The sequence below is a fragment of the Rhodococcus sp. 24CO genome (genome assembly GCF_050586165.1).
GTDB lineage: Bacteria > Actinomycetota > Actinomycetes > Mycobacteriales > Mycobacteriaceae > Rhodococcus_F.
On the sequence record NZ_JAZFNF010000008.1, the window covers coordinates 134865 to 150391 of the forward strand.

14 protein-coding genes are annotated in these 15527 nt (G+C 62.7%); 6 read left to right on the forward strand and 8 right to left on the reverse strand.

Features of this window, described 5'->3' with window-relative positions:
• The first annotated feature begins 36 nt into the window (after positions 1–36).
• The gene (locus V2B23_RS20835) at positions 37–870 is read left to right on the forward strand and encodes an alpha/beta hydrolase family protein (RefSeq protein ID WP_430952087.1); all 834 of its coding nucleotides are present in this window, start codon (positions 37–39) and stop codon (positions 868–870) included.
• Positions 871–874: 4 nt separating this feature from the next.
• Here the strand turns inward: V2B23_RS20835 and V2B23_RS20840 are convergent, their stop codons facing one another.
• The 3 genes from V2B23_RS20840 to V2B23_RS20850 all read right to left on the reverse strand — a co-directional run bounded on the left by V2B23_RS20840 (position 875) and on the right by V2B23_RS20850 (position 5285).
• Complete coding sequence (locus tag V2B23_RS20840) at positions 875–2935, reverse strand: prolyl oligopeptidase family serine peptidase (RefSeq protein ID WP_430952088.1); 2061 nt, start codon at positions 2933–2935, stop codon at positions 875–877.
• 82 nt (positions 2936–3017) lie between these two features.
• Positions 3018–4064: an alpha/beta hydrolase gene (locus V2B23_RS20845; RefSeq protein ID WP_430952089.1), complete on the reverse strand. Its 1047-nt coding sequence runs from the start codon at positions 4062–4064 to the stop codon at positions 3018–3020.
• Positions 4065–4238: 174 nt separating this feature from the next.
• Entirely contained in the window at positions 4239–5285 is a 1047-nt protein-coding gene (locus tag V2B23_RS20850; RefSeq protein ID WP_430952090.1) for an alpha/beta hydrolase, read from the reverse strand.
• 222 nt (positions 5286–5507) lie between these two features.
• Between V2B23_RS20850 and V2B23_RS20855 the strand changes: the two genes are divergently transcribed.
• The 3 genes from V2B23_RS20855 (at position 5508) to V2B23_RS20865 (ending at position 9103) form a co-directional block, all read left to right on the forward strand.
• Positions 5508–6494, forward strand: a complete 987-nt coding sequence (locus tag V2B23_RS20855) for a dipeptidase (RefSeq protein ID WP_430952091.1) — start codon at positions 5508–5510, stop codon at positions 6492–6494.
• Between the two features lie 49 nt (positions 6495–6543).
• A complete protein-coding gene (gene lpdA, locus V2B23_RS20860) occupies positions 6544–7947 on the forward strand; it encodes a dihydrolipoyl dehydrogenase (RefSeq protein WP_033235567.1) in 1404 nt (467 codons plus the stop codon).
• A 163-nt stretch (positions 7948–8110) separates the two neighbouring features.
• Complete coding sequence (locus tag V2B23_RS20865) at positions 8111–9103, forward strand: iron-siderophore ABC transporter substrate-binding protein (protein ID WP_430952092.1); 993 nt, start codon at positions 8111–8113, stop codon at positions 9101–9103.
• Between the two features lie 26 nt (positions 9104–9129).
• Here the strand turns inward: V2B23_RS20865 and V2B23_RS20870 are convergent, their stop codons facing one another.
• On the reverse strand, positions 9130–9543 hold the full coding sequence (locus V2B23_RS20870) for a winged helix-turn-helix transcriptional regulator (RefSeq protein ID WP_430952093.1): 414 nt from the start codon (positions 9541–9543) through the stop codon (positions 9130–9132).
• A 118-nt stretch (positions 9544–9661) separates the two neighbouring features.
• Between V2B23_RS20870 and V2B23_RS20875 the strand changes: the two genes are divergently transcribed.
• Positions 9662–10513, forward strand: coding sequence for an SDR family oxidoreductase (locus V2B23_RS20875; protein ID WP_430952094.1), 852 nt, complete (start codon positions 9662–9664; stop codon positions 10511–10513).
• A gap of 52 nt (positions 10514–10565) precedes the next feature.
• Here the strand turns inward: V2B23_RS20875 and V2B23_RS20880 are convergent, their stop codons facing one another.
• Entirely contained in the window at positions 10566–12164 is a 1599-nt protein-coding gene (locus V2B23_RS20880; RefSeq protein WP_430952095.1) for an MFS transporter, read from the reverse strand.
• Positions 12165–12232: 68 nt separating this feature from the next.
• Here V2B23_RS20880 and V2B23_RS20885 point away from each other — a divergent pair, with 68 nt between their 5' ends.
• The gene (locus tag V2B23_RS20885) at positions 12233–12808 is read left to right on the forward strand and encodes a TetR family transcriptional regulator (RefSeq protein ID WP_430952096.1); all 576 of its coding nucleotides are present in this window, start codon (positions 12233–12235) and stop codon (positions 12806–12808) included.
• A 7-nt stretch (positions 12809–12815) separates the two neighbouring features.
• Here V2B23_RS20885 and V2B23_RS20890 read toward each other — a convergent pair whose 3' ends face one another.
• Genes V2B23_RS20890 through V2B23_RS20900 form a run of 3 tightly spaced genes read right to left on the reverse strand, consistent with a single transcriptional unit; the run spans position 12816 to position 15518 of the window.
• Positions 12816–13349: a carboxymuconolactone decarboxylase family protein gene (locus V2B23_RS20890; RefSeq protein ID WP_430952097.1), complete on the reverse strand. Its 534-nt coding sequence runs from the start codon at positions 13347–13349 to the stop codon at positions 12816–12818.
• Entirely contained in the window at positions 13346–14518 is a 1173-nt protein-coding gene (locus V2B23_RS20895; RefSeq protein ID WP_430952098.1) for an MFS transporter, read from the reverse strand. Before V2B23_RS20895 ends, V2B23_RS20890 begins: the two co-directional genes overlap by 4 nt.
• A gap of 10 nt (positions 14519–14528) precedes the next feature.
• A complete protein-coding gene (locus V2B23_RS20900) occupies positions 14529–15518 on the reverse strand; it encodes an LLM class flavin-dependent oxidoreductase (RefSeq protein ID WP_430952099.1) in 990 nt (329 codons plus the stop codon).
• Positions 15519–15527 lie beyond the last annotated feature (9 nt).

Sequence of the window (15527 nt, forward strand, 5' to 3'; positions counted from 1 at the left end):
CTGACCGACGCCGCCGCGGTGGTTAGTGTGAGACGAATGGAGACCGTGCCGATCCAACTTCCCGATGGAACCGTCACTCCGATTCGACTATTTCCGGGACCGGTCGACGACGCTCCCGTCGTCGTGATGTTTCCCGGCCTCGGTGTGCCGGCAGGGTTCTACGATCCGGTGGCCGAAGCGTTGGTCGCCGCGGGGTTCAACGCGGCGATCGGGGAATTGCGCGGACAAGGTGACAGTCGGCCGCGTCCAAGTGCGTCGTCGAGCTTCGGATATCAGGAGTTGGTGTCCGTAGATTTCCCCGCCACCTTCGAAGTGGTGCGCGAAAGATTCCCGGCGAGTACACCATTTCTGCTCGGTCACAGCATGGGCGGCCAGTTGGGGACGATGTACGCGGCGAGGATTCGTGGACGCCTCGGCGGGTTGATCCTGGTGGCGTCCGGTTCGCCGTACCACCGGGGCTTCCCGGGTATTCGCGCTCCGGGGCTGTATCTGGGTTCGTCGGCAATGTCGGTGACAGCCAACATTGCCGGGTTCTGGCCCGGTGATCGGCTGAGCGTCGGCGGCTTCGGCCGGCAATCGAAAGTGTTGATCACCGACTGGGCCAGATTTGCTCGCACCGGCACCATCGAACCGGTCGGCGCGGACATCGATTACGAGGAGCGGATCGCCCGCCTGAATCTGCCCGTCCTGTCCGTCACCATCGACGGCGACGACCTTGCTCCGCGTCGATCCGCAAAGAACTTGGTGGACAAGCTCACCGGCTCACAGGTCACGATGGTGCACGTCGACGAACCACTCGGTCACAACGGCTGGATCCGGAAACCGGATGCTGTGACCGAGTGCGTCGTCGCTTGGCTGCGCGACCGCTGATCGTTCAGCTGAACTTCTGCCACAGAAATTCGTAGGTCAGCGCGGTCTTGTAGGCCAACTGCGCGTTGTCCGCAGCGCCGCCGTGCCCACCTTCGATGTTCTCGAAGTACAGCACCGGCTTGCCCAGCTCCTCCAGGCGCGCGGCCATCTTGCGAGCGTGCGCTGGGTGGACGCGGTCGTCGCGAGTGGATGTCGCGATCAGGATCGGCGGGTACGAGCCGTCCACGTCGATGTTCTGATACGGGCTGTACTGCGAGATGAAGGACCACTCGTCAGCGTTGTCCGGATCGCCGTACTCCGCCATCCAGGACGCGCCGGCCAGGAGGAGATGGAACCGTCGCATGTCGAGGAGCGGAACCTGGCAGACTATGGCGCCGAACAGCTCTGGGTACTTGGTGAGCATGATGCCCATGAGCAATCCGCCGTTGCTACCGCCCTGGGCGGCCAACAACTGCGGTGTGGTGATGCCGCGGTCGACCAGATCGCGCGCGACAGCCGCAAAATCCTCGTGCACCTTGTGCCGGCCGGACTTGAGAACCTGTGTGTGCCAACCTGGTCCGTACTCACCGCCGCCGCGGATGTTGGCCACGACGTACGTGCCGCCGCGGGTGAGCCAGGCTCGCCCGATGGAACCGCTGTACGACGGCGTCAGCGACACCTCGAATCCGCCGTAACCGTAGAGAAGAGTGGGTCCGGGTGTGCTGCCTTCGGCGCCGACCACGAAGTAGGGGACCTGGGTGCCGTCGGCGGAGGTTGCGAAGAACTGTTGCGTCACAATGTTTGTCGCATCGAAGAATGCGGGTGCAGACTTGACAACTGTGGGTTCGGATTCCCCGATGACTCCGTGCAGAAGCGTTGCCGGCGAGGTGTATCCGCTGGCGTTGAGGAAGTACTCGTTGCCGGAATCGGGATCGGTGTCCAGGATTTCGATGGTGGTGAGCTCGGGCAGGCCCTCGAAAGGCCTTTCTTCCCAAGTGTTGTCGGCGGGAGTCAGAATGCGCAGGGTGGTCCGGACGTCGGTCAGAACTACGAGAATCAGGTGATCGCGGGTCCAGCTGTAGTGGTCGAGCGACGAATGATCGTCGGGCTCGAACAGCACCGTCAGGTCGCGAACGCCCGCGAGGTAATCCTCGTACCGAGCGGCCAGCAAGGTGCCAGTCGCGTACTCGGTGCCCTCGACTGTCCACGGTGACTTTGTGCGAATCAGCAACCACTCGTGGTGAATCGAGATGCCGGCGTCTTCGGGTGTGTCGATCAGAACGAGTTCGTCGTCGAGGGTGAGCTGGAACCGTCGTGAGTTGTAGAAGTCGACGGAGCGGGTGACGAAGTCGCGCTCGAAGCCAGGCGTCGGATCGTGTGATGCGGAGATCGCGACGTCGGTGCTCTCGCCCTCGTACAGCGTTTCGGCGCTGGAGAGGGGAGTGCCGCGCTTCCATCGTTGGGTGAGGCGTGGGTAACCGGAATCGGTGAGTGATCCCGGCCCGGTATCCGTGCCGAGATACACGGTGTCGATGTCGATCCAGTCGATATCGGTCTTGGCTTCGGGGAGGTAGAAACCAGAATAGGGTCCGTCAGGAGAGAGGAATTGCCTTGTCTCCATGTCGAATTCGCGGACCACTGCGGCGTCGGCTCCGCCGCGCGACAAACTGATCAAGGCGCGATCGCGGTGGGGGCGCAGCAACTGAGTGCCCTTCCAGACCCAGTTCTCGCCCTCGGCTTCGGCCAACGCGTCGAGATCGACCAACACGTCCCACTCGGGGTTGTCGCTTTGATACTGCTCGAGCGTGGTCCGTCGCCACAAGCCACGAATATTCGTGCCGTCGCGCCAGAAGTTGTACAGATACTCGCCGCGGCGCCGCACGTACGGGATGCGGGCATCGGTGTCGAGTACCTCGCGGACATCCGATTGCATCTGCTCGAAGCGCTCACCGGTTGCGAGTTGCGCTTCGGTGACGGCGTTGTGCGCACGCACCCAGTCGAGAGCGGTCTCACCCGTGACGTCTTCGAGCCAGAGGTAGGGATCGTTGTCGACGCCGTCGAGGGGGGAGTGCTGATCAGATGTCATGGCTCCATTCTTACTGCTCCCCGCCGAGCGCATTCGACCCCGCTCCCGAATAGCAATAGGAGCGGGGTCGAAAATGGTGGACTCAGACGTTCAACGAACGCGCGATCATCGGCCACGAGTTGTGGAGATCGTCCTGCCAGTAGCCCCACGAGTGAGTGCCGGTGGGCTTGAAGTCGAACTGCGCGGGGATCTGCAGCTGGTTCAGGCGGTAGGCCAGGTTGTGGGTGCAGTAGTTGACCGCTGCCTCGATGAGGCCGCCCACGATGATCTGGTTGGCCAGATTGGCGGGTTCACCGTTCATCGCCGGGTTGGCGAGGGTGTCGTGCGGGCCGGGCAGACCGGAGCCAGTGGAGACGTACAGCTCGGTACCGCGGAGCTTCTCGGCGTTGACAACCGGGTCGTTGTCGATCCAACCCTGACTGCCCACCGGGCCCCACATGTTCGCGATGTCAGCCCCACCACGGATGCCGGTCACCAGCTGAATAGCGCCCTGGCCGACAGGGGTGCTGGTCTCGGCGCAACCGCTGTACGCGCCGACGCTCTTGTACAGACCGGGGGCCGCGATCGCGAGGTTGAGTACCGAGGTGGCGGTCATCGAAATCGCAGAAATCGACTGCACCTTGTTGGTGTTGAATTCGGCGTCGATGACGGGCGGGAGTTCCTGTGTCAGGAACGTCTGCCACTTCTGACGACCGAGTTCGGGATCGTCGTTGACCCAGTCGGTGTAGTAGCTGAACGCGCCTTCAAGCGGCGTCACGACGTTGAGGTTCTTGTCCTGGAAAAAGTTCATGACGTCGGTCTTGCGCTGCCACGTCGCAGAGTCTTCACCGCCGCCTGCGCCGTTGAGGAGGTAGAGCGTCGGGCGCGGTGCGCTGTTGTCCGCGGGGAGGATGACCTCGAGCGGAATGTTGCGACCCATCGACGCCGAGTACACGGAGATCGTGGACTTGCGGCCGTTGTCGGTGCGGCTCGCGAGGTAAGAACCGGAGGTACCCGATGTGGCTTGTGCCGTGGTGCCTGAGGAGTCGCCGCCCGCGGAGGCGATGGCGGGACTGATCAGCATCGGGATCACGGACAGTGCTGCTACTGCAGCGACCAATCGTCCCCGCGTGAATGTACGAGCGCCCATACGATCTGAAACCTCCACTACGTGTGACCCGGCGTGTGTCCGGGTCGATGTCATTGGTCAGTAAACCAGAATTGCCATGGTCAGGGGAGCGTTTGGTAGTTCCAGCATCCACTCAGCACACGACCCCGCTCTCCAGGCGAGGAGAGCGGGGTCGAGTGCTTGAAACTGGTGGTGTCAGACGCCCATGGAGTTGGCGATCATCGGCCACGAGTTGTGGAGATCGTCCTGCCAGTAGCCCCACGAGTGGGTGCCGGTGGGCTTGAAGTCGAACGTTGCCGGGATCTGCAGCTCGTTCAAGCGGTACGCGAGGTTGTGGGTGCAGTAGTTGACCGCTGCCTCGATGATGCCGCCGACGATGATCTGGTTGGCCAACACGCCGACCTGACCGTCGACTGCCTCGTTGGCGAGGGTGTCATGCGGGCCGGGCAGGCCCGAGCCGGTGGAGACGTACAGCTCGGTGCCGCGGAGCTTCTCGGCGTTGACAACCGGGTCGTTGTCGATCCAGCCCTGGCTGCCGAGCGGACCCCACATGTTGGTGACATCTGCTTCGCCGCGCATGCCGACAACCAGTTCGATGGAGCTCTGGCCGACCGGAGTGCTGGTCTCGGCGCAACCGCTGTACGCGCCGACGCTCTTGTACAGGCCCGGGGCTGCGATCGCGAGGTTGAGTACCGAGGTGGCGGTCATGGAGATCGCGGAGATCGACTGGACCTTGTTGGTGTTGAATTCGGCGTCGATGACGGGCGGGAGTTCCTGTGTTAGGAACGTCTGCCACTTCTGAACACCGAGTGCCGGATCTTCGTTTACCCAGTCGGTGTAGTAGCTGAACGCGCCTTCGACCGGGGTGACGACGTTGACGTTCTTGTCATTGAAGAAGTCCATGACGTCCGTCTGGCGCTGCCAGGTCGCGCGGTCTTCGCCGCCGCCTGCGCCGTTGAGGAGGTAGAGCGTCGGACGCGGTTCGCTCGTGTCAGCCGGAAGGATGACCTCGAGGGGAATGTCGCGGCCCATCGACGGCGAGTACACGGTGATCGTTGCCTTGCGGCCGTTGTCGGTGCGGCTCGCGAGGTAGGAATCCGTCGAATACGCTGCGGGAGCGGTACGAGTTCCAGCGGTGTCACCACCGGCAGAAGCCATGGCCGGACTGACAAGCATCGGCAGCACGGACACCGCTGCAATCGCGGCGACCACACGGCCGCGCTTGAATGTACGAGAACGCATAGGCTTAAGAACCCTCCACCTGAATTACCTTGTAGATCCGCCCCGGGTGGAACGATCCTTCGTCGACACTTCTCCGTATGGGTTATACATCCCGACGCATATAGAGCGTGCAAGTCTTGATCTTTCTACAGCATCGGCGCGCTATTCGCCAGTGAACCGAAGATTTGCTGAACGATCGACCAGTTTCGGATTGACCTCGCTGTTTACCTATATGCTGATCGGGTGAACCGGGCATATCCGATCTGGGAACAGCACTGCTGCCTGCCGTTGCATTCGAATGCCTCCATTGCGGAGCTATTGCGGTATCAGCGTCCTGAGGGCAGCTACGTTTCGGTCAATGTCGGCTACGCGCCGCACACACGTGCGGATTCAACCGCGCTGGTCAAGAGCTTTGCCTGGCAGGCACGCGTCGAGTACCCGGAAATCACCCCGGTTTCGACGATTCTCGATGTTGCCGACGTGCAGCGATCCGGCGGAATCGCGCTGGCATTCGACCTCGAGGATTCCAACCCTCTGGACGGTGATCCCGACAACATCGCGTACTTCTACGACCTGGGCGTCCGTTCGATGTTGCCGACGTACAACCACGTCAACGCCGCGGGCTGTGGGTGCCTCGACGCCGTCGACACCGGTTTGACCGCGTACGGCCGTGACCTCGTGGCCGAGATGAATCGCGTCGGCATGATGGTGGACGGCTCACACTGCTCGATCCGGACCGGTCTGGACCTGGCCGCTGCCACGGCGCGCCCGATGATCTACAGCCATTCGAATCTGCGCAGATTGTGGGAGCACCCCCGAAACATCACCGACGATCAGGCCAAGGCGTGTGCCGACACCGGGGGAGTCATCGGGATCAACGGCGTGGGGATCTTCCTCGGCGTCAACGGCCCCGACGACAACAAAGCCAGACTCGAGGCCATGGCCGATCACATCGAGGAAGCCGTCGGACTCGTCGGTGTCGATCACGTCGGGATCGGTTCGGACTATTCGTTCGACGCGGAGGACTTCCTCGACGAGATACACAATCACGCGGCGTCGTTCTCCGAGGCCTACACCGCGTGGGGGCCGCTGCAGTGGGTTCCACCGGAAGACACCCTCACCTTGGACGTCGTTCTGCGTCGGCGAGGTTTCGACGAGTCGTCGATCGAGGCTGTCTACGGCGGAAATTTTGCCCGAGTTGCCGCAGAAGTTTGGTCTACTGGCCGGTAAGGCGACCATCCGGGGACAGGAAAACGATGCAGGACTACCCTGTTACATCGTGACCTCACACTATGACGTCGTTGTCCTCGGAGCCGGCCCCGGTGGGTACGTCGCTGCTATCCGCGCGGCACAACTGGGCCTGAGCACTGCCATCATCGAGCAGAAGTACTGGGGCGGTGTGTGCCTGAACGTGGGCTGCATCCCGTCCAAGGCGCTTCTCCGCAATGCCGAACTCGCGCACATCTTCACAAAAGAAGCGAAGACGTTCGGCATGTCCGGAGACGTGTCCTTCGATTTCGGCTCCGCCTTCGATCGCAGCCGCAAGGTTGCCGACGGGCGAGTCAAGGGCATCCACTTCTTGATGAAGAAGAACAAGATCGCCGAATTCGACGGCAAAGGCACGTTCGCCGACGCCAACACCATCAACGTCGAGCTCAGCAAGGGAGGCACCGAGACGATCACGTTCGACAACGCGATCATCGCCACCGGTTCCTACACCAAGCTGCTGCCGGGCACCTCGCTGAGCGAGAACGTGGTGACCTACGAAGAGCAGATCCTCACCCGCGACCTGCCGGGCTCGATCCTCATCGTCGGCGCCGGCGCGATCGGCATGGAGTTCGGTTACGTCCTCAAGAACTACGGCGTCGACGTGACGATCGTGGAGTTCCTCGACCGGGCACTGCCCAACGAGGACGCCGACGTCTCGAAGGAAATCGCGAAGCAGTACAAGAAGCTCGGCGTCACCATCAAGACCGGCGCCGCTGTCCAGTCCATCAGCGACGACGGCAGCAAGGTCAGCGTCTCGATCAAGGACAACAAGTCCGGTGAGATCGAAACCGTGGTCGTGGACAAGGTTCTGCAGTCCGTCGGCTTCGCACCGCGCGTGGAGGGCTTCGGCCTCGAGAACACCGGTGTCGCCCTCACCGACCGCGGCGCCATCGCAATCGACGACTACATGCGCACCAACGTCGAGAACATCTTCGCCATCGGTGACGTGACCGCCAAGCTGCAGCTTGCACACGTCGCGGAGGCACAGGCCGTCGTTGCTGCCGAGACCATCGGTGGCGCGGACACGCAGACGCTCGGTGACTACCGGATGATGCCGCGTGCGACGTTCTGCCAGCCGCAGGTCGCGTCCTTCGGGTTGACCGAAGAGCAGGCCAAGGCCGAGGGCTACGACATCAAGGTCGCGAACTTCCCGTTCGCAGCCAACGGCAAGGCACACGGTCTCGGTGACCCCACCGGTTTCGTGAAGCTGATCGCCGACACCACGCACGGCGAACTGCTCGGTGGACACCTCATCGGACCGGACGTCTCGGAACTGCTGCCCGAGCTGACCCTGGCCCAGAAGTGGGACCTCACGGTCAACGAGTTGGCCCGCAACGTCCACACGCACCCCACACTCAGTGAGGCACTGCAGGAAGCGATCCACGGCCTCGCCGGCCACATGATCAACTTCTAGGTAGGGCCTGCGGCCCCGTGTTCTAGGTAGGGCCTGCGGCCCCGTGCGCCTTTCTGGTAGCTGACGCAACCAGAAAGGCGCACGGGCCTTTTTGTATTGCCAATACGCCAGATCGCGACTTCGAGTCCAGGTCTGAGCCAAAGGCGCACTAGCGTCCCGATTCATGAAAACTCGTTTTGCACTGCTCGCGGCCGCTCTTGCTGTAGGCCTCACCGCATGTGGAAGCTCAGCCGGTACCGAGTCGACCGGCACGTCGACAGAATCCGCCGAAGCCGGGGCCTTTCCGGTGACGGTCGATCACGCTTACGGTTCGACCACGATCGACGCCGAACCCATGCGGATCGTGACCATCGGGTGGAGCAGCCAAGATTCGGTGCTTGCGCTGAACAAGGTGCCAGTCGCGATGGAGAGCTTCTCGGGTGACGGTGTCGAGAACAACATCTTGCCTTGGGACGCTTCATTGTTGAACGGCGCGACGCCGGTTTTGATGACCACCAATCCGGATGTGCCGTTCGAGCAGATCCTCGCCCTCGACCCCGACCTGATCCTTGCTGTGTATTCGGGGATCACCGCGGAGAAATATCAGCGACTGAGTGACATCGCACCCACCGTCGCATTTCCCGATCAGCCCTGGGACACCGCTTGGGACAAGCAGATGAGCATGATCGGTGCGGCGCTCGGGCAGCCCGCACGCGCGCAGCAGTTGATCGACGACACCGGAGCGTATTTCGAGCGGCAAGCCGCCGAGCATCCGCAGTTCGAGGGCAAGACTGCAACGTACGCGATGCGCACCGACGAGGGCCTGATCGTGTTCTGCAACACCGATCCTCGCATCCGTCTGCTGGGCCAGCTCGGGCTGAAGACCTCGCCCGGGGTCGACGCGGTGTGCACGTCCGGCGACAGTTCGGTGTCTGTGGGCATGGAGTCCATCGAAACCCTCGACGCGGACGTCTTCATTCTTGTCGACGCCGACGGAACGAATCTCGACAAGCTGATGGCCTTCGGTCCGTTTGCGAACATGACCTCGGTATCCAACGGCCGGATCGTTCGCCTCGTCGGCATGGATTACGCGATGGCAACGTCAGCGCCGACGGTCTTGAGCGTCCCGTATGCGTTCGACGAGTTCATCGCCCAGCTTTCGGGGGCGCTCGACTGACTCTCAGGCTTTACCGATTGCGAGCGTTACTGATTGCGGGCGTCGTAGGACTCTTGTGACGCAATGATTGTCGGCACGCGGGATTCGAGCAATTCGATCAGCGCGGTGATCTTGTCGGCTACGTCTGCGCCGAGTTCGGTCAGGCTGTATTCCACTTTGGGCGGGATGGTTTCGAGCACGTCACGGTGCACGAGGCCATCCCGTTCGAGTGTCTGCAGGGTCTGCGAGAGCATGCGCTCGCTGACGCCGTCGACGCGTCGACGTAGCGCGCTGAATCGGTACGGGCCTTCGTGGAGTGCTGCCAATGCAAGCGCGCCCCAGCGGCCGGTTGCGTTCTGGAGCGCTGCCCGGGAATTGCATCCGCGAGCGAACACATCGGCCTCGAGGGTGGGATCCTGATCTGTTTCGGCAGCACAGGCAGGGGTATCGGTGCTGGTCATGTACTCAGGTTACTACTAAACATACCGATAGCGCTAACTCTAGGGGTTGCACTTACGAAAAATAAGTGGATGATGGTTGCAGAGCAAATTTACGCTTCAACCTAAAACGGGAGTTCGCATGAGCATCGCAGTCACCGGCGCAACGGGTAACCTCGGACAACTTGTTGTCGAGGCACTGATCACGCGGGGCACACCCGCGTCGGACATCGTCGCCGTGGTTCGCAATCCGGAGAAGGCCGCGGATCTCGCAGCCCGCGGAGTCGTGGTTCGCAAGGCGGACTACACCGACACCGCCGCATTGGAAGCAGCCTTTGCCGGCGTTGACAAAGTGGTGCTGATCTCGGGCAGCGAGGTGGGTCAGCGGCTTGCGCAGCACACCAACATCATCAACGCAGCAAAGGCTGCGGGCGTCGGATTCATCGCGTACACAAGCATTTTGGATGCGCAAGATACGTCGATGAAGCTCGCTGCCGAGCACAAGGCAACCGAGGATGTGCTTGCCGCGAGTGGAATTCCGTTCGCACTCCTGCGCAACGGTTGGTACTGGGAGAACTTCCTCAATGACCTGGCCGGCGTTATCGAGCGCGGCGAAGTGGCCGGAGCGGGCGCTGACGGAAAGGTCGCAGGCGCAGCTCGGGCGGATTACGCGGATGCCGCAGCAGTTGTTGTCACCACGGACGGCCACGAAGGCGCCGTCTACGAGTTGGGCGGCGACGAGCGACTGACGTATGCCGAGTTCGCGGAGAAGATCAGCGAGTTTGCCGGCAAGCCCGTCGCGTACCAGTTCGTACCGGAGGAGGCATACAAGGGCATTCTCGAGAGCGTCGGCCTGCCTGCCCCTGTCGCAGAGATTCTCGCGGATTCCGATGCGGCAATCGCCAACGGAGCGTTGGACACCGAGTCCGGTGACCTGCAGAAACTGATCGGCCGCAGCAGCACGCCGGTGGCCGAGGTTCTGAAGAAGGCGTAGCCGCTTGTGCGCCTTTCCGGCAGTGGGAACTACCGGAAAGGCGCACAGGGGTTTAGCCCATATGTACCGCGCCCTCAGCGGGGAGATCGCCCTTCTTGGCGCGGACGAGCACTACGACAACGGGTGCGATGATCGCCAACAGGATTGCCGCCCAGCCGAATGCGGCGGTGTATCCGGAGACCTCGGCGCCGAAGACGTAGTCGGTCATCGAGGCGATGAAGTCCTGAACCGGCTGGGGGAGCAGAGCCAATTCGTCGCCGGTCGGGACGGTCGCGTTCGACAAGTCGACTGGAATGCCTTCCGGCGGGATCGGTGCTGCATTGTCGGCCGTGAATGCGGACTTGGCCGACGCGTAGATCGTGGTGAAGAGTGCGGTTCCCAGTGCGCCGCCGATCTGCAGGGTCGCGTTGACGAGGGCGCTGGCTGCGCCGGCGTCGTGGTCGGGAACACCGATCAGCGCGAGGTTCTGCATGGGCACCATCAGCAGACCCAAACCGAAGCCGAAGATGGCGAGGCCGGGGAACACGTGGGTCCAGTAGGAGCTGTGGACTTCGATCTGGGTAAGCATGAGCAGTCCGACTGCGGCAACCAGGGGGCCGGCAACCATGAGCGGCTTGGGGCCGATCTTGGTGGACAACTGGGCGGCCGCGGTGGATGCGAGCACGATGAAGAAGGCCATCGGAAGTGAGCCGACGCCGGCCATGACGGGGCTGAATCCGAGCACGATCTGCAGGTAGAACGTCAGGTACAGGGTGCCGCCAAGCAGAGCTGCGCCGACAAGCATGGAGCCGATCAGTGCGGCGCCGCGGTCGCGATGCCACGGAACGCTCAGTGGCAGAAGCGGATTCTTGCTACGGCTTTCGACGACCACGAACAGTGCCAGGAAGACCAAGCCCAAGGCAATGAACAGGAGGGTGTCGGTCTGGCCCCAGCCGTGCTCGGCGCGCGTGAATCCGTAGACCAGGGAGCCGAGGCCGAGTGCGATGAGAACGGCGCCGGGAAGGTCGTAGCTCGTGTCGCCGTGCGCCTTGGTTTCCTTGACGATCGGGACGGCAGCAGCAATCGCGATGAGCGCGATCGGGATGTTCACGAGCAGGCACCAGCGCCAGTCGACGTACTGAGTCAGGACGCCGCCGAGCAGCAGGCCGATCGCTGCGCCACCACCGGAAATCGCACCGTAAACGGCAAAAGCCTTGGCGCGCTCCTTTTCTCCGATGAATGTGGTGGTGAGCATCGACAGCGCGGCGGGCGCGAGCAGGGCTGCGAAGACACCCTGGCCGGCGCGGGCGATGAAGAGTTCGACACCGGACTGGGCGATGCCGCCGATGCCTGATGCCACGGCAAAGCCGGCCATGCCGACGATGAAGGAACGCTTACGTCCCCAGTAGTCGGCGATGCGGCCACCGAGGAGCAGCAGTGCGCCGAATGCCAGCGCGTACGAGGTGACAACCCAGGCGCGATCGAGGTCGCTGATGCCGAGCTCTTCCTGCGCGGCGGGCAGGGCGATGGAGACGATGGTGCCGTCGAGCACCACCATGAGTTGTGCAAACGCGACGATGCAGAGCACCAGCCAGCGTCGTTGATGATTCGGGTTCTCGGAGATCGCCGGAGACGGCGGCGTTGCGCCGCTTTCGACGTCAGTGGTGGTCATCGTTACAAGGTAGGTGAGCGCTTCTTCGAGAGTCAAACGAAATAGTTCGTTCGGTTACGATAATCACTATGGCTCCCACAGATGTGACCGCAACGAAGCAGCGAATTCTCGATGCGGCACTGGAAGAATTCGGCACGTACGGACTGGCCGGCGCCCGTATCGATCGCATCGCGAAGAACGGCAACGCCAGCAAGGAACGGCTTTACGCGTACTTCGGGGACAAGGTGGCGCTCTTTCACGCCGTGCTCGACGCGGATTTTGTCGAAGCCATGGAATGCGTGGAGTGGGTGGGCGGGGACATACCGCAGCATGCTGTCGAATTGTTCGATGCCATGACCAGGAAGCCGCACATCCAGCGCATGATGATCTGGGGTCAACTGCAAGGTGAAGGACCTCGGATGCGTAAGCAGGCCGAAGAGCACTCCAGTTGGCTCCCGCGGATGGCTGCGATTCGCACTGCTCAGGAGGACGGAACCATTGCCACCCACTGGAATCCGGAAGACCTCATCACGTTGATCTTCGGCCTCGTGTTCGCGTGGGTGGTCGCACCCGGCATTGTCGACAATCAGTCCGTGGACGCGCAGGAACTCGCACGCCGCCGGGAAGTGGTGCGCGAAGCGACAGTTCGTATCTGCAAGCCCTGACGAGCGGCTACGAAAAATCGCGTTCGACGCGCAACGTACCGATGGTGGTAGCCAAACCGTCGTATTGGGTTACCAGCAAAGTGAATTCGATGAGCCGACGGTCGTCGAGGTGCTGGGACAACATGTTCCAGGTCACGTCGGTGACGTCTTTGGTGGTAACCAATTCGTCGACCGCGGTCAAGATCGCGTGGTGACGAGAACTCAAACCGGAAGCGTTGGGGCCCTCGATAATTCGGGCAAGTTCTGGTGCGTCGATTCCAGCTTTTCGGCCGAGCCTGATGTGGTGATCCATTTCGTAGTCGCACTGCCTCAGATGTGCGACCCGCAGGATGATCAGTTCGGTGTCGTGGCGTGAGATCCTGCCACCGGGCATCAGCGACCCGGAGTAGTGCAGCCAACCACGGAACAGGCCGCCGGTACGGCCTAATGTGCTGAACAGGTGTGCGTCCGGTGCGCCCGCGGCTTTCGAGAGGACACGCCAGATTCCCCAGTTGATCGGGCCGAGTTCTTTGAATCGGCCGGGCTGGATGCGTGCGTTCATGACGCGAACTCCTCGAGTGTCGTGGGCTGGTACGACGCTAACACTGCCCGGAATCGGATTACGGCAACCAGCGCGGCGAGTGCCGCGAGAACGAGCATCGGTATCGACGGTCCCAGGCTCGGTTCGAGGACAACCAGCAAGACCGGCAGTCCGAAGCCGAGGTACGTGCCGACGTAGAAGATGCCTGTCAACGTTCCGCGGGATGCCGGTGGCGCAAGGGTTTCGAGATCGAGGAGACCACTACGCAGGCACAGGCCGTACGCGGTTCCGAGTGTGAGGGCGCACACGACAAACAGGGCAAGTGGCGGGTGGGCTCCGCCGGCCGCGACGAGGCAGTATCCGAGCGCGGCTGATCCGGCACCGACGCTTCCGGCCTGCCGGCCCCAATCGCGATGACGGGCAATGGTTTGAACGATGATGCCCGCGCCCAAGGTGAGCGCCGCAGCTATTCCGGGGAGTAGCGGTCCGGAGTATCGGTCGCCGAGTCGCGCGGACATCGTCACGAATGAGACTGTCGCACTGGCAAACACCCAGGGCGCGAGCGGTAGCGCCCAGATCAAGGCCGAGCGGACAGTTCGCGCCCCGTCGGCCGGTAACGGGAGCACTGCCGAAGGTGAGGTGGGTGTTCGACTCCACATTGCCGCGGCGGCAACGGAACACACGGACAGAAGCGCCGAGACGACAAAGGGCGTGACCAAAGGAAAGGCTGCGAACTGAGCCATCAGGCCGGAGAACAAGGGACCCAAGGCAAAACCGGAGGTGAGGACGACGCCGGCCATCACGGTTCCGGTTTTGCCGCGCAGATCAGCGGCCCAGGCTGTGCCGGCGCCGATTGCCAGACCGGCGCCGATGCCGACCACAAGACGGCCAACCAGGAGGCCGGAAGTGTTGTGCCACAGCAGGAGGAATACCGTGCCCAGCGACGCCACCAGCGCTCCTGGCAGAACAATGGCCGCGCGTCCGACACGATCGGACAGCACACCACCGGTCAGCAGTCCGGGCAGCAGACCGAGTGCGTAGATGCCGAACACGCCGTCGAGAACGGCGTGCGAGAGCCCCTCGTGTTCCCGCAGTACCGGGATGAGGGAGGCGAAGTGGTTGGCGGCCCACCCCGTCGACAGAAGTACGGCAAGTACCGAGATGAACCCGCGACGGGATGGATCGCCCATGCCCCGCAGCTTAGGCGGGCACCAGGTTACTCACGTCGGCGAGTAGTTCGAACGTGCGCAGCCACGCGGCGCGGTCGGTGCCGGTGGAGACGGTGATCAGCTCGTCGGCCTGCGCGTGCTCGGTGAATTCGTCCAGGTACGTGCGGACTTCTGCGGGTGTGCCGACGGCGCTGTACCTGGCCATCTGCAGAACCTGCTGACCGGCGGGGGAGTCGAGCAACATATCGGCTTCGTCGTCGGTGAACGTGCGGCCACGGCCGAGAAGCAGGCTGACGCGATTGCGCTTGGATTCGAGGAACTCTTGCTGAGCCTGCTCGGTGGTATCGGCGGCAATGACGTTGACGCCCGCGATCACGTACGGCTCGGCCAGCTGCTCCGACGGCTTGAACTCGCGGCGGTAGATGGTCACGGCGTCGCGAAGCGCGTTGGGCGCGAAGTGCGACGCAAACGCGTAGGGAAGGCCGAGCATCGCGGCCAGTTTTGCGCCGAACAGTGACGAACCGAGGATGTAGAGGGGGACATGCGTGCCCTTGCCTGGCACTGCGCTGATGCCGGGAACCCGCGAGGTGTCGCCAAGATATCCCTGAAGTTCGAGGACGTCCTGCGGAAAGCTGTCGGACGAACTGGGGTCGCGGCGCAGGGCCTGCATCGTCTTCTGATCGCTGCCTGGCGCCCGGCCGAGGCCAAGATCTATGCGTCCGGGGTGCAGTGTCTCCAGCGTGCCGAACTGTTCGGCAATGGTGAGCGGTGCGTGGTTGGGGAGCATGATGCCACCGGCGCCAAGCCGGATCTTGGTGGTGTGAGCTGCAACGTGGCCGATCAGGACACTGGTCGCGGACGACGCGATGGAGCCCATGTTGTGGTGCTCGGCGTACCAGATTCGCTGGTAGCCCCACTCCTCGGCTCGCTGCGCCAGCGTGACACTGGCGTCGAAGCTGTCTTTGGCGGTCTCGTTCTGGCCGATGTGCGCAAGATCGAGGATGGAGAGTGGAACCGACATGAAGTGGGC